Consider the following 18,501-nt stretch of genomic DNA (forward strand, 5'->3'; position numbering starts at 1 on the left):
CAACGGCTGCCAGGAACACCCCGGGAATCCCGGGGGAATGCCAGGGCTGTTTTCACTGTTGGCAGCTGTCATGCCTGACTCCGCCGCTCGCGGCCGTTCCCGTATGCCTCTGGCCGTCTACATCCTCGGCCTCTCGGTCTTCGCCCTCGGAACGAGCGAGTTCATGCTCTCCGGGCTGCTGCCGCCGATCGCCGAGGACATGGACGTGTCGATTCCGCGCGCCGGACTCCTCATATCCGCTTTCGCGATCGGCATGGTGATCGGTGCCCCGCTGCTCGCCGTGGCGACGCTGCGGCTGCCGCGCCGCACCACGCTCATCGCGCTGATCTCGGTCTTCGGCCTCGGGCAGGTCGCGGGCGCGCTCGCGCCGACGTACGAGGTGCTGTTCGCGTCACGGGTGGTCAGCGCGTTCGCGTGCGCGGGGTTCTGGGCGGTCGGTGCGGCCGTCGCCATCGCGATGGTGCCGGTGAACGCGCGGGCGCGCGCCATGGCCGTGATGATCGGCGGGCTGTCCATCGCCAACGTGCTGGGCGTGCCGCTGGGGGCGTTCCTCGGGGACAACCTCGGCTGGCGCTCCGCGTTCTGGGCGGTCGGCGCGGCCTCGGCCGTGGCCCTGGCCGGAGTGATGACGCTGATCCCGCGCATCCCGCTCCCGGCCGAGAAGCCGCAGCTCAGGCGCGAGATGGGCATCTACCGCGACCGGCAGGTGTGGCTGTCCGTCGTGCTCACCGCCCTCGCGGCGGGCGGTGTGTTCTGCGCGTTCAGCTATCTCGCGCCGCTGCTGACGGATGTCGCCGGACTCGACTCGGGCTGGGTCCCGACCGTGCTGGCGCTGTTCGGGATCGGCGCGCTGGTCGGTACGACGATCGGCGGCCGGGTCGCGGACGCGCACCTCTTCGGGGTGCTGCTGAGCGGGATCGCGGCGTCCACGGTGTTCCTGGCCGCGCTCGCGCTGTTCGCCTCGAACCAGGCGGCCGTGATCACGCTGTCGTTCCTGCTGGGCCTGTCGGCGTTCTACACGGCCCCGGCGCTCAACGCCCGGATGTTCAACGTGGCGGGCGCCGCCCCGACGCTGGCGGGCGCGACGACGACCGCCGCGTTCAACCTGGGCAACACCGGCGGGCCCTGGCTGGGCGGCGCGGTGATCGACGCGGACTTCGGGTTCGAGGCGACCGCGTGGGCGGGGGCGGCGATGACGGTGGCCGCGCTGGCGACCGTGGTGGTCTCGCTGCGGCTCCAGCGGGCGCGCGGGTCGGCGTCCGGCTCGCGGCTGGTGGCGAAGGGCGCGGCGGCCAAGGGCGCGGCGGTGGAGGGCGCGTCGGCCGAGGGCGCGGCGGTGGAGTCCGCCGCCGACTGCACGACCGGCTGAGCCGGAGGCTCACACGCGCGGGGCCGGGCGGTGCTTCGGGCGGCGCAGGCCGGCCTCGGTGATGCGGCGGACCAGCTCCTTGGAGCCGATCTGCCGGGCGCCCGCCCGTACCGCGTCCTCGTACCGGGCGGCCGGGATGTCGTAGTGGTCCCGCTCGAAGGCCCGGGGCGGGCAGCCGATGGACGCCGCGAAGGCGTGCAGCTCCTCGAACGACACATCGCTGACCAGGTGCGACCAGAACCGGCCGTGTCCGGGCCAGTCCGGCGGGTCGATGTAGAGCGTCACGGGCGCAGTATCCCGCTGAGCCCGCCGACCGGGGCGACCGCGACGGCGGCCTTGGTGCACACCCAGTGCGGGTGCGGGCCGAGCTCCGGCTCGACGTCCAGGGCGTGCGGATCGCCCGCGTCGCAGACCGGGCACAGCGGCCAGCGGCCGTACTTCTCCAGGAGCGCGTCCTGCACGTCCTGGGCGACCAGGCCCACGACGAACTCGACGCCCTCCGGCCACTGCTCCACCCACCAGCGCCGGTGCGTCACCGCGTCCTCGACCATCGAGACGATCTGCGCCTCGGCCACGTCTCCGGCGGCGAGGTCGGCCATGACGAGTGCGCGGGCGGTGTGCAGCGCCTGTTCCAGGCGGTTCGGCTCCAGACGGTTCGGCTCCATGCAGCCATTGTCCACCTGCCCGACGGGACTTCCGCGGCTTCTGCCACAGGTCGGTACCAAAGGGGGGTTGACGGACTCCGCGGTTGAAAATATCTTTCAAAGGTGACCCATGACCTGAAGGAAACTTTCAGTCCGGACTCGCCGCCGGCCCCGGCCGCCCTGGCCGCCAAGGTGCGGACGCTGTCGCCGTCCATGACCCGCTCCATGCAGCGGGTCGCCGAGGCCGTAGCCGGCGATCCGGCCGGCTGCGCAGCCCTGACGGTCACCGGTCTCGCCGAGCTCACCGGCACCAGCGAGGCCACCGTGGTCCGCACCGCCCGCCTCCTCGGCTATCCCGGCTACCGCGACCTGCGCCTCGCGCTGGCCGGTCTCGCCGCCCACCAGGAGTCCGGCCGGGCCCCCGCCGTCACCGCGGACATAGCGGTGGACGACCCGATCGCCGACGTGGTCGCCAAGCTGGCCTACGACGAGCAGCAGACCCTCGCCGACACGGCCGCCGGGCTCGACACCGTGCAGCTCGGCGCCGCCGTCGCCGCGGCCGCCGCCGCCCGCCGGATCGACATCTACGGTGTGGGCGCCTCCTCCCTCGTCGGCCAGGACCTGGCCCAGAAGCTGTCCCGGATCGGCCTGATCGCCCACTCCCACACGGACCCGCACCTCGCGGTGACCAACGCCGTGCAGCTGCGCTCCGGTGACATGGCCATCGCGATCACGCACTCCGGCTCGACGGGCGACGTCATAGAGCCGCTGCGGGTCGCCTTCGACCGGGGCGCGACGACGGTCGCGATCACCGGCCGTCCCGACGGCCCCGTCACGCAGTACGCGGACCACGTCCTGACCACGTCCACCGCCCGCGAGAGCGAGCTGCGCCCGGCCGCCATGTCGAGCCGCACCAGCCAGCTCCTGGTCGTGGACTGCCTGTTCATAGGGGTCGCGCAGCGTACGTACGAGACGGCGGCCCCGGCGCTCGCCGCCTCCTACGAGGCGCTGGCCCACCGGCACAACCCGCGCACCCGCTGACCCCCGCCGGACCACTTCCGCACCCGCACCCGCACAACCGCACGCGTTACGAGAAAGCAGAGCCGCCCTCCATGACCTCCCTCACCGACGCCGACGCCGCCACCCCAGACGGGTACGGCGAGCTGCGCGCCCAGCTCGCGACGCTCACCACCGAGGAGTTCCGCCCGGAGCTGGCCGAGATCGACCGGCTGGCCACCGCCGAGATCGCCCGGATCATGAACGGCGAGGACCAGACCGTCCCCGCCGCCGTCGCCGCCCGGCTCCCCGAGATCTCCGCCGCGATCGACGCCACCGCGGACCGCATGGCCCGGGGCGGCCGGCTCGTCTACGCGGGCGCCGGCACCGCGGGCCGGCTCGGCGTGCTGGACGCCAGCGAGTGCCCGCCCACCTTCAACACGGACCCGGCCGACGTCATCGGCCTCATCGCGGGCGGCCCGTCCGCGATGGTCACCGCCGTGGAGGGGGCCGAGGACAGCAAGGAGCTGGCCGCCGCCGACCTCGAAGCGCTGGGGCTGACCGCGAAGGACACGGTGGTCGGCATCTCCGCCTCCGGCCGCACGCCGTACGCGATCGGGGCCGTCGAGCACGCCCGCGCGAAGGGCGCCCTGACCCTCGGCCTGTCGTGCAACGCGGACTCCGCGCTGGGCGCCGCCGCCGAGCACCCGCTCGAAGTCGTCGTCGGCCCCGAGCTGCTGACCGGCTCCACCCGGCTCAAGGCGGGCACGGCCCAGAAGCTCGTCCTCAACATGATCTCCACGATCACGATGATCCGGCTCGGCAAGACGTACGGGAACCTCATGGTCGACGTGCGCGCCTCCAACGAGAAGCTGCGGGCCCGCTCCCGGCGCATCGTCGCGCTGGCCACCGGCGCGTCCGACGAGGAGATCGAGACGGCGCTCGCCGCCACGGACGGCGAGGTGAAGAACGCCATCCTGACCATCCTCGGCCAGGTCGACGGACCCACCGCCGCCGCGCTCCTGTCCGCGTCGGACGGCCACCTGCGCGCCGCGCTCGCCGCCGCCCCCCGCACCACCTGACCCTCCCCCGCACAGCAAGGCACCACGCACCATGGCTACAGAAGACAAGAACCGCGCCACTGCCGCCGCGATCCTTCCGCTCGTCGGTGGCGCCGCGAACGTCAGCTCCATCGCCCACTGCATGACCCGGCTCCGGCTGGGCCTGCACGACCGTTCGCTCGTCCAGGACGAGGCGCTGAAAGCCGTGCCCGCCGTCATGGGCGTGGTCGAGGACGACACCTACCAGATCGTGCTCGGTCCCGGTACGGTCGCCCGCGTCACCCCGGAGTTCGAGAAGCTGGTCGAGGCGGGCAGGGCCGAGGCCCCCGCCCCGGCCGCCGCCCCGCTCACCGCGGAGGAGCTGGCCGCGCAGGGCGCCGAGATGCGGGCGGCCCGCAAGGCGAAGAACGCCACACCGTTCAAGCTGTTCCTGCGCCGGATCGCGAACATCTTCGTGCCGCTGATCCCGGCCCTGATCGGCTGCGGCATCATCGCCGGCCTCAACGGCCTGCTGGTCAACCTCGGCTGGCTGCCCTCGGTCACCCCGGCGCTCGCGGCGATGGCGTCCGGCTTCATGGCGCTGATCGCGGTCTTCGTCGGCTACAACACGGCGAAGGAGTTCGGCGGCACGCCGATCCTCGGCGGCGCGGTCGCGGCGATCATCGTCTTCCCGGGCGTCGCGAACATCGAGGCGTTCGGCCAGAAGCTCTCCCCCGGCCAGGGCGGCGTCCTCGGCGCACTGGGCGCGGCGGTGCTCGCGGTGTACGTGGAGAAGTGGTGCCGCCGCTGGGTGCCGGAAGCGCTGGACGTGCTGGTCACGCCGACGCTGACGGTCCTGATCTCCGGCCTGGTCACGATCTTCGGCCTGATGTACGTGGCGGGCGAGGTCTCCACCGCGATCGGTACATTCGCGGACTGGCTGCTCTCCAACGGTGGCGCGGGCGCGGGTCTCGTCCTCGGCGGCTTCTTCCTCCCGCTGGTCATGCTGGGCCTGCACCAGGCGCTGATCCCGATCCACACGACGCTGATCGAGCAGCAGGGCTACACCGTCCTGCTCCCGATCCTCGCCATGGCCGGGGCGGGCCAGGTCGGCGCGGCCATCGCGGTCTACTTCCGCCTCCCGCGCAACGAGTCGATCCGCAAGACCATCAAGTCCGCCCTGCCCGCGGGCTTCCTGGGCGTCGGCGAGCCCCTGATCTACGGCGTCTCGCTCCCGCTGGGCCGCCCGTTCGTCACGGCCTGCGTGGGCGGTGCGTTCGGCGGCGCGTTCGTCGGCTTCTTCAACCAGTTGGGCGACGCGGTCGGCTCCACCGCGATCGGCCCCTCCGGCTGGGCCCTGTTCCCCCTGCTCGACGGCAACCACGGCCTGGGCGCGACGATCGCGATCTACGCGGGCGGCCTGGTCGTGGGCTACCTGGCGGGCTTCGTCGCCACGTACTTCTTCGGCTTCAGCAAGGACCTGCTGGCGGAGTTCAACGTGTCCCAGGAGGCGGCGGCCACCCCGACCGCCACCCCGGACCCGGCGACGACGGCCACGGCGTCCGCCACGCCGAAGGAACCGGCGGCGGTCTGAGGCCCCGGACCGCGTACGGCAGAGCGGCGGCACCCGATGGGGTGCCGCCGCTCTGCCGTAGGGCCTCAGCCCGGGAAGCCGTCCGTGGGCAGCGTCACATCGAAGGGTGCGGGCAGCACGAGCGGCTTGCCGAACGGCGCCGGGTCGGACTGCTTGTAGGTGCCGTCCTCGTTCGGCTCGGTGAACAGGGTGGCCATGGCCCCGCGCGTATCGAACCGGTCGATCAGCAGATACATGGGCACGCCCGCGCGGGCGTAGGCGCGGTACTTCTTCGTACGGTCCTCGCGGGCGTTCCCCTTCGACGTGATCTCGGCGATGAGGAGGGCGTCCGAGGCGTCCATGGGGGCGCTGGTGTCGGGATCGGCGGAATCGATCAGCTCGGAAGGCATGACCACGAGGTCCGGAACGTAGAGCTTGCCGAGGGGTGCCACGTGCACACCCAGGGTCTGGTAGATCCCCATCTCGTCGGGCAGGTTCGCGTAGAGGCAGCGCTGCACCTTCTCGGCGATCCCGTTGTGATGCGCATGCGGCGGCGGTACCAAGAAGATCCGTCCTTCGTCGATCTCGGCGCGCCACCCCTCGGGCACGTCCAGTCCCTGCCAGGTGCGAAGCAGGTAGTCCCACGGGCGGCCTTCAGAGTCCTGCTGGTGTTCGACCATCGCGGCGGTCATCGCGGGTCCCTTCTTCTGAAGCCTGTCGGGGGAGCGTAGATCGACGGTTCAGCGGCGCGGGGGCCGCTTTCCTCAGCGTCCCACGATCGGGTGAGCGGCGCACCGACCACCGCGCGGGCTTCACTCCCCGGCCACGCCCCGCTCCCCGGCCATCGACAGCAACGCGTCGTGCGTCTGGCGGTCCGCAGCCACGACCAGGCCGCCCGCTCCCGTGTGCACGGGCTCGCCGTCGATGCCGGTCACGACGCATCCGGCGGCTTCACGAAGCGCGATCCCGGCGACGAACTCCGGCGCGGCCAGGAGGTCCACCGCGCGGAAGCCGGGCGCGTGCGGGAACGGCGGGTCGAGGTTGACGTCGGCCAGTCGCGCCCCGGCCGAGGGGACGAGCTTCTCGTCCACCCCGTCACCCGCCCGCACCCACGCCTGCGCACCATCGGTCCAGAAGACCTCGCCGCTGAACGGATCGGCGGAGGCCGCCGCCGTGATGCCCGAGCCCGCCCGCAGGGCGACGTTCACCGCGACCAGCATGCTGCCCACCGCGTAGTCCAACGTGCCGCACAGCGGATCGACCAGCCACCTGCGCTCCGCGCACGACGGCCGCGCCCACGCGGGCCGCCCTGACGGCCAGTCGGGCATCGTTTCCCATGCTCATGTCCATGGTCACCATGCCCGCACCTATCGGCGGCCCGCCCTGCCTCACCGGGGCAGCTTCCCCTCCCGGTTGAGCTCGGTCACCCGCGCCCGCAGCACGACCCCCGGCGGGGCCGGCCGGACGGAATCGGGCGGGCAGTCCCACTCCGGCCCGCCACCCGGCGGCCGAAGCTGCACGTACGGCCCGACGCGCCCCATCACCCGGCCCACCCGCCCGTCCCGCACATCCACGGCGAACGACCCCGGCTCCGGCGTACACGCCTCCAGTCCGCCTCCCTCACCCGCCATGGCCCGCTGCCTTCCCGTCCAGCGCGCTGCACAGCCGCAGCGCCGTGTCGAGGTTGCAGCGCCCGAGGTCAACCAGCACGTTCACCTCATCACCCGCGCACGAGACCGGGTCGACCCGCAGCGACGGCAGCGTGACCCCGACCCCCGCGAACCCTTCCCTCAGCCGCGCCACCACCTCCTCGGCCTCCCGCACTCTGCCCGCCGCCGCCCTGCGCCGTTCCGTAGTCGTCATGATCCATTCCTTCCACGCTGAGTAATGACAATGCATACCCAGAGTGGTGATTCTCTCGTTAGCCTGGAAGAGGCACAGGCCCAACAACCGCACGTGTGCAACCGGGAGTTGTCATGCCAGGTCCCAGAAAACTCGATCCCTCCTCCTCCCCGCGCGCCCTCCTCGGCGCGGAACTCCGCCACCGAAGAGAGCGAGCCGGGCTCTCCCAGACCGAACTGGGCGCCCCGCTCTTCGTCAGCGGCTCGTTCATCGGCCAGCTGGAGTCCGGGGTGCGGCGGATGCAGATGGACCAAGCGGAGAAGTTCGACGAGATCCTGGGCGCGGACGGCTTCTTCGTACGCAACTGCGCGGCACTGAAGAAGTCCAAGTACCCGGAGCACTTCGCGGAGGCCGCCGAGGCGGAGGCGAGAGCGACCACGATCAAGGAGTACGCGCCCCAGCTCATCCCGGGCCTGTTGCAGACGGAGGCGTACGCACGGGCCGTGTTCCGGGAGTACCAGCCGACGGCGATCGAGAGCGTGATCGACGAATTGGTGGCGGCTCGTCTCGAACGCACCCAGCTGCTCGCCGATCCAACACGGCCGATGTTGTGGGTCGTACTGGATGAAGCGGTGCTACGTCGGCAGGTGGGCGACTCTGAGGTCATGGCAGCGGCGCTTCGTCATATCGCGGGGCTGATTGCGCGGCACCGGATCATCGTGCAGGTGCTGCCATTCTCTGCGGGCGCCCATGCAGCGCTGACGGGGCCCCTCAAGCTGATGTCGTTCGCGGACGAGCCGCCACTCGCTTACGTTGACGGCATGGGCATCGGCCACCTGCAAGACGATCCGGGAACGGTTCGGCAATGCGGCCTGACCTACGATCTGGTCGTGGCCAGCGCGATCTCACCGGCAGCGTCCCTGGCCTTGATCGAGTCGGTGGCGGAGGATTACGAGCATGAAGCGCAGCGGTTCTGACTACGACCTGTCCACGGCCATCTGGCACAAGTCCAGCTACAGCGGCGCAAGTGGCGGCAACTGCGTGGAGGTCGCCACCTGGCGCAAGTCCACCTACAGCGGCGGCGACGGCGGCAACTGCCTCGAAGTCCTCGACGGGGTCCCCGACGTCGTCCCCGTCCGCGACTCCAAGGTGACCAACGGTCCGGCCATCGTCTTCCACGCGACCGCGTGGCACCCCTTCGTCGCCGACCTCAAGCACGGCTGAACCACCCGGCTCGGGGCTCAAGTCCCGAGCCCCGAGCGCTCTTTCAGAGGAATGGTTGGGAGGGCCTGTACCCACCCGCCCACCCTCGTGACCCCCAAGGGTTCACTTTTCGCGATCGAGTTGCGACGGAAGGTAGTCGCGCTCTAGCTTCAGCGAGGACACAGACCAAGACGGCCCCTGCCGGTGCGCAAACACCGCCAAGGGCCTGACCACCTCGATCGACAGCTAGCGAAGGAACCGATCTGATGGCTGCCAGCCAGTTTAGTGGTGCACCCGCGCCCGACCACCCGATGGCCAACCCCGGCTACGGCAAGCGCTCCGCCCCGGACCAGCGCCCCCGTGCCGGCGCCGACTTCACCCACCTCATCCCCCGCGACGCCGCCATCGCCGCGTACATCGACTCGCTGTGCGACGGCGCCGACATCTCTGTGAAGACCCTCGCGAAGGCACTCCCGTACGGGCAGTGCGCGATCCGCACCACGCTGAACCGCCTCCAGGAGGCGGGACACCTGCGCCGGGGCAGCGAGTGCGTCGCCAGCGGGGAGAACCTGCTGTGGGTGACCCGGACGTTCTTCTCCCGTACCGCGCGCGACGACGCGTGGTGGGCGGCCTTCAGCCGGGGCGACGTACCGAAGGACACCCCACGGGCCACGCGTACCCGCGCGTTCATCCTGCTCGCGGCGCTGGGCCGCACGGCCCCCGCCCTGTCGCTGTCCCACCGCGACTGCGTAACGCTGGAACCGCAGGTGGCCGAGTGGCTGAACCGAGGCGCCACGCCCCCGGAAATCCTGCACGCCCTGACAACGGGCCTCCCGGACCGCATCCACCACCCGGCCGCCCTCGTCGCCAACCGCCTCCGCACCAAGCTGCCTCCGGCCCGCGAACCACGCACGGTGCTGCGCACGCTGGAATGCAGCGAATGCCGCGTACCGGGCACCGCCGAAGCCCTGCCCGGCGGCAAGTGCGGCCCCTGCCGAGGCAAGCCCGCCCAGCGAAAGCCCACCCTGCCCGAGCAGAAGGTAAGGGCGAGGGCGCAGGCGGTCCGGGCGGCAATGCTGCCCAAGTCGGAGCGCCCCAGGCGGTGACGGCCTGCCGCCTGTCAACAGCGGTGTGGTTGCACACGAGGACACTGCCCCCGAGAGGGACTGCCCGACCGACGCCGCACCGGACACCTTGTTGCGAATCGACTCGCGCCGATCCAGCAGCACTTGCCCGTGCAGGGTCGCGGTCCTGGCGCACGGTGACGCGGTTGGCCAGGCGGGTGTCGCTCGCTGGGTTCGCTACCCAAGACGGGCCTGCGGAGGGTTTGGGGGGCACGGTCAGGCGCCGGGGTCGACCTCGGGGTGCGTGAACCGCACGGGCTTGTTCAGCGACCGGGCGTAGGCGATTTCGGCTCGGGTGCTGTCCCCGATGTAGTCGCCGACCACGAGCGCCTCGTCGGCGAGCCGGATCTTCGCCCGGTGCAGCTCGTCGAGGCGGGCCTTCAGCGCTTCGGCCTCGGCGGGGTCGGACCACAATGCGTGCGGTGTCTTCAGGTCGCAGCCCGGCTTGACGACGATCCTTCCGGCTTCGGTCTCCCGCAGTTCGGCCCCGGTCATCTCGGCCATGAAACGGGTGGAACCGCAGATCACGACGATGCGCGGGAGGTTCAGACGCTTCTTCGCGTCGGCGAGCGCTTCCTCGGGGGACGACATCTCAGACCACCGGCCCCGGGCTGTCCGTGATGAGCTTCAGCAGACCCGGGAAGCGGGACTCGATGTCCGCGCGGCGGAGTTGGGCCATGCGGCTGTTACCCCGGTCCACCTGGCGGACGAGGCCGGCCTCGCGGAGGACGCGGAAGTGGTGCGTCCGGGTCGACTTGGAGACGGGCAGGCCGAACGACGTGCAGGAGCGTTCGGTGCCCTCGGGCTGGGCGGCCAGGGTGGCGACGACCAGATAGCGCATGGGGTCGGACAGCGCCTTCATGACGGCCTGGAGCTCCATCTCCTCGGGGCTCGGATGCCCTTCGGCGTCCGGCATGGCGCACCTCCTCCGCTTCGGTGACTGGTCCCCCTCCCACCAAGGTACTACTTGCGTCGTACCTGAATGCCGTGCCAGTCTGGCCGTCCACCGTCAGGTACGAGCAAATTCGTACCTGCGGTCTCCCTTGCCCCCTCACCCACGGAGCCCACCCGTGTCGCAGACCGCCTCCGCCCCGACGACGCGCCCCGCCCCCGACCGGCAGGGGCTGACGCTCGCGGTCGTCCTGCTCGCCGTCTTCGTGGTCCCGACCTCGATCTCCGGCACCGCCGTGGCGCTGCCAGCCATCGGCGCCGATCTCCACGCGGGCCCGGCGGCCCTGCAATGGGTGGTGAACGCCTTCAACGTGGCGTTCGCCTGCTGCACACTCGTATGGGGGACGCTCGCCGACACCATCGGCCGCGTCCGTGCGTTCGCCACCGGCGCCGCGGTCTTCACCGCCGCCTCGCTGGCCTGCGCCGTCACGCCGAACGTGTACGTCCTCGACGCGGCCCGCGCGGTCTCCGGCGTCGGCGGGGCGGCGATCTTCGCCTGCGGGAGCGCCATCATCTCGACGGCCTTCGACGGCGCCGCCCGTGCCAAGGCGTTCGCGCTGTTCGGCACCGTCGCCGGCGTGGGCGTCGCGCTCGGTCCCACCGTTTCCGGACCGGCCGTGGACCTGCTCGGTTGGCGCTGGATCTTCGGGCTGCACGCCGTGGCCCTGACGCTCGTACTCGTCTGCCTGCCCGCCGTGGCCCGTACGGTCGGCGAGACGCGCAACACCGCGGCACCCCGGCTCGACGTACGCGGCGCCGCCGTCTTCGTCCTCGCGATGCTCGCGCTCACGTACGCCATCGTGCAGGGCTCGCAGTGGGGCTGGACCGCCCCGGGCACGCTCGGCCTGCTCGCGGCGGCCCTCGTACTGCTCGTCCTTTTCACCGCGCGCTCGAAGCGGACGAAGGCCCCGCTGCTCGACCTGTCCGTACTGCGCGACAAGGCGTTCCTCGCGTACTGCCTGGTGCCCGTGGCGGCCTCCTTCGGGTTCGTCACGCAGCTCACCTACCTGCCGACGTACCTGACGACCGTCGCCGGACACAGCCCGTCCTCGGCGGGGGCCACCATGCTGCTGCTGACGCTGCCCGTCCTCGTACTCCCCCTCGCCGGGGCGAAGATGGTGGAACGCGGCGCCTCCGCACGCGGTGTGGTCCTGGCGTCGCTGGGCTTCCTGGTCACCGGCGATCTCGCCCTGCTGCTCCTGGGCCCGGACACCTCCACCCTCGTCATGGCCGCGCCCATGCTGCTCACCGGTGCGGGCATGGGGCTGTCGGCAGGGCTGGTGGACGCCCAGGCCCTCGCCCTCGTCGAACCGGCGAAGGCCGGCATGGCGGCGGGCTTCCTCAACACCCTCCGCCTGGGCAGCGAGGCCGTCGCCGTGGCGGTCTTCGGCTCGGCGGTCGCCGGCCTCGTCGCCGGGCGGCAGGAGACGGGAACGACCCCTGCCGCCGCCTACGACTCCGCGTTCCACGCGCTGCTCTGGGCGATGGCTGCCGTCTGCGCGGTGCTCGCCCTGGTCGTCATCGCGTTGGGCCGCGGGAAACGACGGGCCTGACGGGCTGCGCCTTCTACGCCGTACGCAGCTCCGCGAACAACCCCCGCACCTCCGCGTCCTTCGGCGTGCGCCACGGGCCCGAGACGTGGCCCGTCGCGCCCTCCGGCAGCGTGTCGCCCTCCCCGGCGGGCCGCAGGACGCGGTTCAGGTGCAAAGTCGCGCCCGTGACGGACAGGTCCGTGCCCTCCGGGGTGTCGGAGACCCTGGCGACGACCGTGCCGAAGGGGCCCGCCGTGGAGGAGTGGGTGATCGTGGGGTCCGGGGTGTCGCTCTCGCTCTGGGCCTGGGCCTCGGCGCGGCCGTCGAGCAGGGCGAACAGCTGCGCCACCAGGACCGGGTCGTGGCAGCCGTCGTACGCGTAGCGCCTGCCGAGCACGCCGTGCTCCGAGGTGCCGACGAGCGCGTCCTCCGCGCCGCCGAGGGGGGCGCCCCGGTAGGTGAGGGGCACGAAGTACGCCACCGGCTCGGCGCCCGAGGTATCCGTGGCCACCATGAACTCGATGCCCACCTCGCCCTGCGGGTCGTCGAGCCGGAACCCGCCGGACCTGGACAGTTCCGGCTTCCCCTCGCCGCCTCGGTACCAGGGGCGGGTGGGGAGCCAGGTGGTGAGCAGTTCGAGCTTGGTCGGCGACAGGGTGGTGCGGTGGATGACGGCCATACCGAAAGTCTCTCCCGCTGTTCGAGTGGGCGGCTGGTTGCCGCGCGCGCCGGGCGTTGTCGGACCCGGGCGCTACGTTGAGCGTATGACCTTTGGGGACAGCAGCACCGAACGCATCAGGCCGCAGCGGTTCCACGAAACCGCCGGACTGGAGGACTGGCGCGTCGTGGGCGAAGGGGCCTGCGCGCATTTCCGCACCGAATCGTTCGCCGCCGGAGCGCGGTTCGTGCAGGCGATCAGCGAGTTGCCGGGCGCCGCGGGCGACCACCCGGACGTCGACGTGCGGCAGGACGGTGTGACCGTGCGGCTGATCTCGCTCACGGACGACTACTACGGGCTGACGACACGCCATATCGACCTCGCCCGCGAGATATCGGGGCTGGCCCGCACCCTGGACGTGCCCGCCGACCCGTCCGCCGTGCAGACCGTCCAGGTCACCGTCGACGCCCTCGAAGGCCCCTCGGTGGTCGCGTTCTGGCGCGCCCTGCTCGGTTACGAGAACCGCGCGGGCAGCCCCGAGGACCTGGTGGATCCGCGTCGGCGCGGCGCACCCTTCTACTTCCAGCAGATGGATGCCCCGCGCCCGCAGCGCAACCGCGTCCACGTCGACGTCTGGGTGCCGTACGACCTGGCCGAGGCCCGGATAGCCGCCGCGCTGGCGGCCGGAGGGCGGCTGGTGAGCGACGCCGACGCGCCGTCGAACTGGGTGCTCGCCGACCCAGAGGGCAACGAGGCGTGCGTCGGCGTGGCCGGCCCGCCCGGACCGGCCACCGACGCGTAGTCAGCCGTACGTCCTCACCACGCGCCCGGCGCCGGGGGCGGGACCACCTCCGGGCGGTCGTCGCAGGTGATCGTGTTGGGCAGCAGCCACGGCGCGAGCCAGCCGCCGTCGTTGCCGCCCAGGTCCGTGAGAGCGAACTCGGAGCCCGTGGACGGGAAGTTGAACGAGCCGCAGTTGTTCACTCCCACCGCGCCCACGTTGCGCGCGTCCACGTTCTCGAAGGTCGCGCCGCCCGCCGCGCGGGCGCTCAGGACCGAGGTGCCCGTGCCGTCGACGCGGATGTCCTTGAAGTGAATGTTCTCGATGACGTACTGGTCCTTCACCGCCCAGTCCGAGACCAGCATGATCGCGTTGTAGGTGCTGTCCAGGAAGTCGTTGCCGGTGACCCGGATGTCGGCTCCGTCGATGCTCCGGTCCAGGGCGAAGACCCACAGCGCGCCGAGGCCGATGTTCCAGTTCAGTTCGTACGTGCCCGCGCGGACCGTCGTGTTGCCCGTGACGTTCAGCTTCCCGGCGAAGGGCTCGGCGCCGAAGCGGGCGCCGATGTGCAGGGCGCTGCCCTCGCGGACCGGGTCGGCGACGAGGTTGTCCGAGACGGTGGTGTCGGTGCCGCCGTAGATCGCGATGCCGTTGGCCAGGACCGGGGTCTGGACGGTGTTGTGGGCGAAGGTGTTGCGGGCGTTCGTCGTCTTCTCGGCCCACATGGCGAGGCCGTCGTCACCGGAGTTGCGTACGAAGGTGTCCGTGACGCGTGAATCGGTCACGCCGGTGTGGAAGTTGATGGCGTCGGCGATCTGGTCGACGATGATGTTCTTGGAGATCCGCAGGTTCTTCATCGGGCCGTCGAACCACATGCCGACCTTGGTGTGGCTGATGTGCAGCCCCTCGATGGTCGAATCGCTCATCGCGCCGCCGATGGCGTTGACCTGGTCGGTGTCGACGCGTTCGCGTACGTCGCCCTCGATGGCGAAGCCGGACAGGTGGACGTTGCGACTGCCGCCCTCGGCCGCGGACTTCCCGTAGAAGCCGACGCCGGTGTGCACCGAGCCGTCGGCGGCGGGCTTGTCGAGCGCGACCTCGCGGCCCTTGATCTTCGTGTACCAGTCGCCCGCGCCGACGATCGTGACGTCGTCCACGACGATGTGCCGGTCCACCCGGTACGTCCCCGGCGGGATGTACACCTTGAGGTGGGTGCGCCGGGCGAAGGCGATGGCCTTGTCGATCGCGTCCGCCGCGTCCCGCCGGCCGGTCGGATCGGCCCCGAACGCCCATACGTTGGCGGCGAGCAGTTCCACGTGCGGGAGGCCGACCAGTTCGGAGTCCAGCAGGTCGACGGCCGTCCACGCGGCCCGGCTGCCGGCCGGCACGGTCAGCCGTACGGTGTCGCCCGCGCGGTAGGTCCGGCCGAGCAGGAGGCGCTGCTCGTCATAGAAGTGGCTGGGCCGGTACGGCTTGTCGATGACCGGGGCGGGCGTCGTCTCGGCGGGCACGCAGGAGCACTCGGTGATCCACCAGTCCGGGTGCAGGAGCCCGGCGCCCGGGTCGTTGGAGAACGGGTACTGGTTGTACAGCCAGGAGTACTGCGAGGTGAGCGTCATGGTGGAGCGCTTGGCACCGTTCACCGCGACGTCGAGCGGCGCGGTGATCCCGCCGCCGCCCGGCGCGTCCGGGATGCTGTAGCGCACGGTGATGGCGTTGGCCGACGCGGGCAGCGTGAACTCGACGTGCTGGCCCGGGGCCAGCTTGACCGCCTTGCGGCCCGACGCCTCGGACGGCAGCGTGTACGCGTCGCGGTCCGGGCCGATGACCGTGCCGTCGGTGACCGCGTTCTCGGCCTCCTGCTCGGCGAAGGCCACCTTGGCGCCCTTCCCCGCGACCAGGGCCGGGTCGAGGGCGGCCCGGGTGACGACCGGGGCCGGTGCGGCGGCGCGGGGGCCGGCGAGCGCGGGCGTACCGGCCAGCACCCCGAGCCCGACGGCCGCCGCGGTCACCGAGGCGACGGCGGTCGCGTACAGCCCTGTCCTGCGCGGTCTTCGCGCCCTCACCGAAGCGTCGGTGGTCATCCGTGACATCGCGTGCCCGTTTCTCTGAGGGGGTCAACGGCCGTGCGCGCGTGGGGAGTCGCCGCCGTCATGAGTGAGGCGACAGTAGGACCCCCGGCTCCCCGTCCACAAGACTCCTGCGATCAGTTTTCAACTTACTGGCGCACAGGTGCGTCGCCTCGTCATTTTTTTGCGTAACACGGCGCAAGTACCCGCATGCGCATGCCGGTCACCCCGTGGGCAGGGTCAGCTCCGAGTCCGCGTGGACGGTGACCCGTACCGGTACGGACTCCGTCGCCTCCGCCCGCGACTCGCCGGTGCCCGGGTTGGGCGCGAAGCGCGGGTGCGCGCCGCCGCTGATCTGCCAGCGGACGCGGTGGCCGACGCCGAACCGGTGGGCCGTGTGGCTCATCGGGACCGTCACCCGGACCGGGTCCGGGCCCGTGGTGCGCAGCTGGGCCAGGCCGTCGCAGACGTTGGTGGAGCCTCCCTCGGGGTCCACGTCGCACAGGCGGGTGAACACGTCCCCGTACCCGGTGTCCGTGGACGCGCTGATCCGGGCGGAGACCGGGCCGAGGACGGTGAGGGGTTCGGTGAGGACCGGTCCGGTGAACGTCAGGACGTCCTCGCGGGCTTCCAGCGCGCCGTTGTCGCGCGCCCCGGCGGTACGGGAGAGGAGGGGGCCGCCCAGCGAGGGCGTGGGGTCGGCCGGGTCGTGGCGGAAGGACGCCAGGGGCGCCGCGTCGGTGGGCGGCTCGGCGGTGAGGTGGCCGCCGGGGGCCGGGAACCACGAGGCGGTGGCCGCCGTAGCCGGGGGCCACGCTTCGAGGTCCCGCACGGCCGGTTCCGTACCGCCCGTGTGTACGCGTACGGGGGTGGGACGCAGGCCGGAGGGGTCGGCGCACAGGTGGGCGCGGAGCCAGGCGAGTGATTCGGCGAACACCTCGGGCCAGCCCTTCTGCAGGGCCGAGGTGTGGGTCCACGGGCCGACGAGCAGGGTGGCCTCGGCGCCCGCCCGGCGCAGCCGGTCGTACTGCCCGAAGGTCTGGTCGGCGAGGGCGTCGTGCCATCCGGTGATCAGCGCGGTGGGGACGGCCGCCCGGTCCGCCGCACCGGCCAGGGACGCGCCGCCCCAGTACGGGTCGTCCGCGTCCGGGTGGGTCATCACCCCGTCCAGCCAGGGCACTTCGCCGCCGAGCGCGTCCGCGTACGCGCCGCGCAGCGGGCGTGCGGCGACGAGGGAGCGCATCCGGCGCTGGAGCCGCAGCGTCGCGCGGACGAACGGCCCCATGCCCCGGTGCTGGTACGTCATGCCCGCGCCGACGGCGAGCGCGGTCTCCAGGTGGAGCACGCCATCGGTGTGGAAGAGGGCGTACGGGTCGTGCAGCCCCACCTGCACCACCATCGCCTTCAGCTCCGGCGGCGGTTCGAGGGCCAGCGCCCACTGGACGTACCCGAGGTAGCTGGGTCCGACCGTCCCCAGGTTCCCGTCGAACCAGGGCTGCTCGCGCAGCCAGTCGACGGCGGCCAGGCCGTCGGCGGCCTCGTTGCGCCAGAGGTGGAAGTCGCCGCCCGAGCCGCCGGTGCCCCGGCAGCTCTGCAGGACGACGTGGAAGCCCTGTTCGGCGAAGAGCATCCCGTACTGCGGGGACCACGGCACGCCCCGCCCGTAGGGCGAGCGCACCAGGAGGGTGGGGAAGTCGCCCTGGGTGCGCGGGAAGTAGTGGTCCGTGACCAGCGGGCTGCCGTCGGCGGCGGGGACGGTCAGGCTCCGCTCGACGCCCGCCTTGTGGCGTGCGGCCGGGAGGTCGCGCCAGGTGGAGCGCATCAGCCGGGAGGCGAGCGGCGGCCTCGCGGACGACGGCGTCCATGCGGGCCCCGGTCGGGCTTCGGGCGTGGGTGGTGTCATCGTTCGCCTCCATGAGCCATCATTCTCGTACTGTGTACGAGAATAGTAGATGCTTGGATGGGACAGTGGAACGACCCAGGTGAGAGGGGCTGAGACCGTGACCCGCACCGAGGGGCCCGGCGCCGGCGGCGTCGACCCGCGAGAACTGTGGCTGGCCCCGGACCGGCCCCGCCGGGGGCGCAGGCCCGCCTTCAGCCGGGAGGCGATCACGGCGGCGGCCGTCGCCGTCGCGGACGCCGAGGGGCTGGACGCGGTCACCATGCGCCGGGTCGCCGCCGAGGTCGGCGCGGGCGTCATGTCGCTGTACAGCTACGCCCCCGACAAGGAGACGCTGCTCGACCTGATGATCGACCACGTCTCCGGCGAGCTGCCCACCACCGGCCCGCTCACCGGCGACTGGCGCGCCGACCTCAAGACCATCGGCCGTCTCCAGCGCGCCCACATGCTCCGCCACCCCTGGCTGCCCGCCGCCGTGCAGGACCGCCGCACGCTCGGCCCCCGGGCCCTCGCCTTCCTGGAGCACGCCCTGACCGCCCTGCGGCCCATCGGTCTCGACGGGGCGGCACGACTGGAGATCTTCGCCCAGCTCACGGCGTTCGTGGCGGGCCATGTGGCGTACGAGGTCGGCCGGGCGCGGGTCGCCGAGGCGCCCGGCCGGGCCGCCGCCGAGGCCCGCTACCTCGCCGAGGTCGCGGGCGACGGCCACCATCCGGAGCTGGCCGGGGCGCTTGCCGCGGCTGGGCGGCCCGTCACCCCGGACGCCACCTTCGACCGCTTCCTGGGCCGCCTGGTCGACGGGCTCGACGCGGGCCGGTG

Annotated in this window: 20 protein-coding genes and 1 pseudogene; 10 read left to right on the forward strand and 11 right to left on the reverse strand. The window is 72.1% G+C overall.

Features of this window, described 5'->3' with window-relative positions; genetic code table 11:
- Positions 1–103: 103 nt before the first annotated feature.
- The gene (locus tag E6R18_RS14850; RefSeq protein WP_136317356.1) at positions 104–1,369 is read left to right on the forward strand and encodes a Cmx/CmrA family chloramphenicol efflux MFS transporter; all 1,266 of its coding nucleotides are present in this window, start codon (positions 104–106) and stop codon (positions 1,367–1,369) included.
- Between the two features lie 9 nt (positions 1,370–1,378).
- On the opposite strand, the gene E6R18_RS14855 is transcribed toward E6R18_RS14850, so the two are convergent.
- Positions 1,379–1,654, reverse strand: a complete 276-nt coding sequence (locus tag E6R18_RS14855) for a DUF4031 domain-containing protein (protein ID WP_136317357.1) — start codon at positions 1,652–1,654, stop codon at positions 1,379–1,381.
- Positions 1,651–2,019, reverse strand: a complete 369-nt coding sequence (locus E6R18_RS14860; protein ID WP_206308290.1) for a hypothetical protein — start codon at positions 2,017–2,019, stop codon at positions 1,651–1,653. Before E6R18_RS14860 ends, E6R18_RS14855 begins: the two co-directional genes overlap by 4 nt.
- A 117-nt stretch (positions 2,020–2,136) precedes the next feature.
- Between E6R18_RS14860 and E6R18_RS14865 the strand changes: the two genes are divergently transcribed.
- The 3 genes from E6R18_RS14865 (at position 2,137) to E6R18_RS14875 (ending at position 5,643) form a co-directional block, all read left to right on the forward strand.
- Positions 2,137–3,054, forward strand: a complete 918-nt coding sequence (locus E6R18_RS14865) for a MurR/RpiR family transcriptional regulator (protein ID WP_136317359.1) — start codon at positions 2,137–2,139, stop codon at positions 3,052–3,054.
- 71 nt (positions 3,055–3,125) lie between these two features.
- Complete coding sequence (gene murQ, locus E6R18_RS14870; protein ID WP_136317360.1) at positions 3,126–4,091, forward strand: N-acetylmuramic acid 6-phosphate etherase; 966 nt, start codon at positions 3,126–3,128, stop codon at positions 4,089–4,091.
- Positions 4,092–4,122: 31 nt separating this feature from the next.
- Positions 4,123–5,643 (forward strand): PTS transporter subunit EIIC, encoded by a 1,521-nt coding sequence (locus E6R18_RS14875; RefSeq protein WP_136317361.1) that lies wholly within the window; start codon positions 4,123–4,125, stop codon positions 5,641–5,643.
- A gap of 65 nt (positions 5,644–5,708) precedes the next feature.
- On the opposite strand, the gene E6R18_RS14880 is transcribed toward E6R18_RS14875, so the two are convergent.
- From E6R18_RS14880 to E6R18_RS14895, 4 genes and pseudogenes are all read right to left on the reverse strand, one after another.
- Positions 5,709–6,314, reverse strand: coding sequence for a Uma2 family endonuclease (locus tag E6R18_RS14880; protein ID WP_136317362.1), 606 nt, complete (start codon positions 6,312–6,314; stop codon positions 5,709–5,711).
- 120 nt (positions 6,315–6,434) lie between these two features.
- Positions 6,435–6,931, reverse strand: a pseudogene (locus E6R18_RS14885) (inositol monophosphatase family protein); the annotation flags it as partial.
- Positions 6,932–7,010: 79 nt separating this feature from the next.
- Positions 7,011–7,253: a hypothetical protein gene (locus E6R18_RS14890; protein WP_136317363.1), complete on the reverse strand. Its 243-nt coding sequence runs from the start codon at positions 7,251–7,253 to the stop codon at positions 7,011–7,013.
- Positions 7,243–7,485 carry a hypothetical protein gene (locus E6R18_RS14895; RefSeq protein ID WP_136317364.1) on the reverse strand — a complete coding sequence of 81 codons (243 nt, stop codon included), beginning with the start codon at positions 7,483–7,485 and terminating at the stop codon, positions 7,243–7,245. Before E6R18_RS14895 ends, E6R18_RS14890 begins: the two co-directional genes overlap by 11 nt.
- Positions 7,486–7,598: 113 nt before the next feature.
- Between E6R18_RS14895 and E6R18_RS14900 the strand changes: the two genes are divergently transcribed.
- From E6R18_RS14900 to E6R18_RS14910, 3 genes are all read left to right on the forward strand, one after another.
- Positions 7,599–8,441: a helix-turn-helix transcriptional regulator gene (locus tag E6R18_RS14900; protein WP_136317365.1), complete on the forward strand. Its 843-nt coding sequence runs from the start codon at positions 7,599–7,601 to the stop codon at positions 8,439–8,441.
- Positions 8,422–8,688, forward strand: coding sequence for a DUF397 domain-containing protein (locus E6R18_RS14905; RefSeq protein ID WP_136317366.1), 267 nt, complete (start codon positions 8,422–8,424; stop codon positions 8,686–8,688). The genes E6R18_RS14900 and E6R18_RS14905 overlap by 20 nt, the downstream gene beginning before the upstream one ends.
- A 290-nt stretch (positions 8,689–8,978) precedes the next feature.
- Positions 8,979–9,773 carry a hypothetical protein gene (locus E6R18_RS14910; RefSeq protein ID WP_206308288.1) on the forward strand — a complete coding sequence of 265 codons (795 nt, stop codon included), beginning with the start codon at positions 8,979–8,981 and terminating at the stop codon, positions 9,771–9,773.
- A 234-nt stretch (positions 9,774–10,007) separates the two neighbouring features.
- Here the strand turns inward: E6R18_RS14910 and E6R18_RS14915 are convergent, their stop codons facing one another.
- Together E6R18_RS14915 and E6R18_RS14920 are read right to left on the reverse strand one after the other, a co-directional pair.
- Positions 10,008–10,382 carry an NAD(P)H-dependent oxidoreductase gene (locus E6R18_RS14915; protein WP_136317368.1) on the reverse strand — a complete coding sequence of 125 codons (375 nt, stop codon included), beginning with the start codon at positions 10,380–10,382 and terminating at the stop codon, positions 10,008–10,010.
- Position 10,383: 1 nt separating this feature from the next.
- Positions 10,384–10,707 carry a helix-turn-helix domain-containing protein gene (locus tag E6R18_RS14920; protein WP_136317369.1) on the reverse strand — a complete coding sequence of 108 codons (324 nt, stop codon included), beginning with the start codon at positions 10,705–10,707 and terminating at the stop codon, positions 10,384–10,386.
- A gap of 154 nt (positions 10,708–10,861) precedes the next feature.
- On the opposite strand from E6R18_RS14920, the gene E6R18_RS14925 reads away from it, so the two are divergent.
- Positions 10,862–12,295 (forward strand): MFS transporter, encoded by a 1,434-nt coding sequence (locus E6R18_RS14925; RefSeq protein WP_240799733.1) that lies wholly within the window; start codon positions 10,862–10,864, stop codon positions 12,293–12,295.
- A gap of 13 nt (positions 12,296–12,308) precedes the next feature.
- Here E6R18_RS14925 and E6R18_RS14930 read toward each other — a convergent pair whose 3' ends face one another.
- Positions 12,309–12,953, reverse strand: a complete 645-nt coding sequence (locus tag E6R18_RS14930) for a 1,4-alpha-glucan branching protein (protein WP_136317370.1) — start codon at positions 12,951–12,953, stop codon at positions 12,309–12,311.
- 85 nt (positions 12,954–13,038) lie between these two features.
- Between E6R18_RS14930 and E6R18_RS14935 the strand changes: the two genes are divergently transcribed.
- The gene (locus E6R18_RS14935) at positions 13,039–13,734 is read left to right on the forward strand and encodes a VOC family protein (RefSeq protein WP_136317371.1); all 696 of its coding nucleotides are present in this window, start codon (positions 13,039–13,041) and stop codon (positions 13,732–13,734) included.
- Positions 13,735–13,748: 14 nt separating this feature from the next.
- On the opposite strand, the gene E6R18_RS14940 is transcribed toward E6R18_RS14935, so the two are convergent.
- Both E6R18_RS14940 and E6R18_RS14945 read right to left on the reverse strand, forming a co-directional pair.
- Complete coding sequence (locus E6R18_RS14940; RefSeq protein WP_136317372.1) at positions 13,749–15,806, reverse strand: glycosyl hydrolase family 28-related protein; 2,058 nt, start codon at positions 15,804–15,806, stop codon at positions 13,749–13,751.
- Between the two features lie 199 nt (positions 15,807–16,005).
- The gene (locus E6R18_RS14945) at positions 16,006–17,685 is read right to left on the reverse strand and encodes a CocE/NonD family hydrolase (protein WP_136317373.1); all 1,680 of its coding nucleotides are present in this window, start codon (positions 17,683–17,685) and stop codon (positions 16,006–16,008) included.
- Between the two features lie 97 nt (positions 17,686–17,782).
- Here E6R18_RS14945 and E6R18_RS14950 point away from each other — a divergent pair.
- Positions 17,783–18,501: TetR/AcrR family transcriptional regulator C-terminal domain-containing protein (locus tag E6R18_RS14950; RefSeq protein WP_136317374.1), on the forward strand; the 719-nt coding region annotated here is incomplete at its 3' end.

It is taken from the genome of Streptomyces sp. A1277, assembly GCF_004795015.1.
Lineage (GTDB): Bacteria > Actinomycetota > Actinomycetes > Streptomycetales > Streptomycetaceae > Streptomyces.

Bases quoted from the DNA above. Each gene is read 5' to 3' on its own strand.
- E6R18_RS14850 (WP_136317356.1), top strand. From the start codon at position 104: ATGCCTCTGGCCGTCTACATCCTCGGCCTCTCGGTCTTCGCCCTCGGA.
- murQ (WP_136317360.1), top strand. From the start codon at position 3,126: ATGACCTCCCTCACCGACGCCGACGCCGCCACCCCAGACGGGTACGGC.
- E6R18_RS14875 (WP_136317361.1), top strand. From the start codon at position 4,123: ATGGCTACAGAAGACAAGAACCGCGCCACTGCCGCCGCGATCCTTCCG.
- E6R18_RS14880 (WP_136317362.1), bottom strand. From the start codon at position 6,314: ATGACCGCCGCGATGGTCGAACACCAGCAGGACTCTGAAGGCCGCCCG.
- E6R18_RS14890 (WP_136317363.1), bottom strand. From the start codon at position 7,253: ATGGCGGGTGAGGGAGGCGGACTGGAGGCGTGTACGCCGGAGCCGGGG.
- E6R18_RS14895 (WP_136317364.1), bottom strand. From the start codon at position 7,485: ATGACGACTACGGAACGGCGCAGGGCGGCGGCGGGCAGAGTGCGGGAG.
- E6R18_RS14900 (WP_136317365.1), top strand. From the start codon at position 7,599: ATGCCAGGTCCCAGAAAACTCGATCCCTCCTCCTCCCCGCGCGCCCTC.
- E6R18_RS14905 (WP_136317366.1), top strand. From the start codon at position 8,422: ATGAAGCGCAGCGGTTCTGACTACGACCTGTCCACGGCCATCTGGCAC.
- E6R18_RS14910 (WP_206308288.1), top strand. From the start codon at position 8,979: ATGGCCAACCCCGGCTACGGCAAGCGCTCCGCCCCGGACCAGCGCCCC.
- E6R18_RS14915 (WP_136317368.1), bottom strand. From the start codon at position 10,382: ATGTCGTCCCCCGAGGAAGCGCTCGCCGACGCGAAGAAGCGTCTGAAC.
- E6R18_RS14920 (WP_136317369.1), bottom strand. From the start codon at position 10,707: ATGCCGGACGCCGAAGGGCATCCGAGCCCCGAGGAGATGGAGCTCCAG.
- E6R18_RS14930 (WP_136317370.1), bottom strand. From the start codon at position 12,953: ATGGCCGTCATCCACCGCACCACCCTGTCGCCGACCAAGCTCGAACTG.
- E6R18_RS14935 (WP_136317371.1), top strand. From the start codon at position 13,039: ATGACCTTTGGGGACAGCAGCACCGAACGCATCAGGCCGCAGCGGTTC.
- E6R18_RS14940 (WP_136317372.1), bottom strand. From the start codon at position 15,806: ATGTCACGGATGACCACCGACGCTTCGGTGAGGGCGCGAAGACCGCGC.
- E6R18_RS14945 (WP_136317373.1), bottom strand. From the start codon at position 17,685: ATGACACCACCCACGCCCGAAGCCCGACCGGGGCCCGCATGGACGCCG.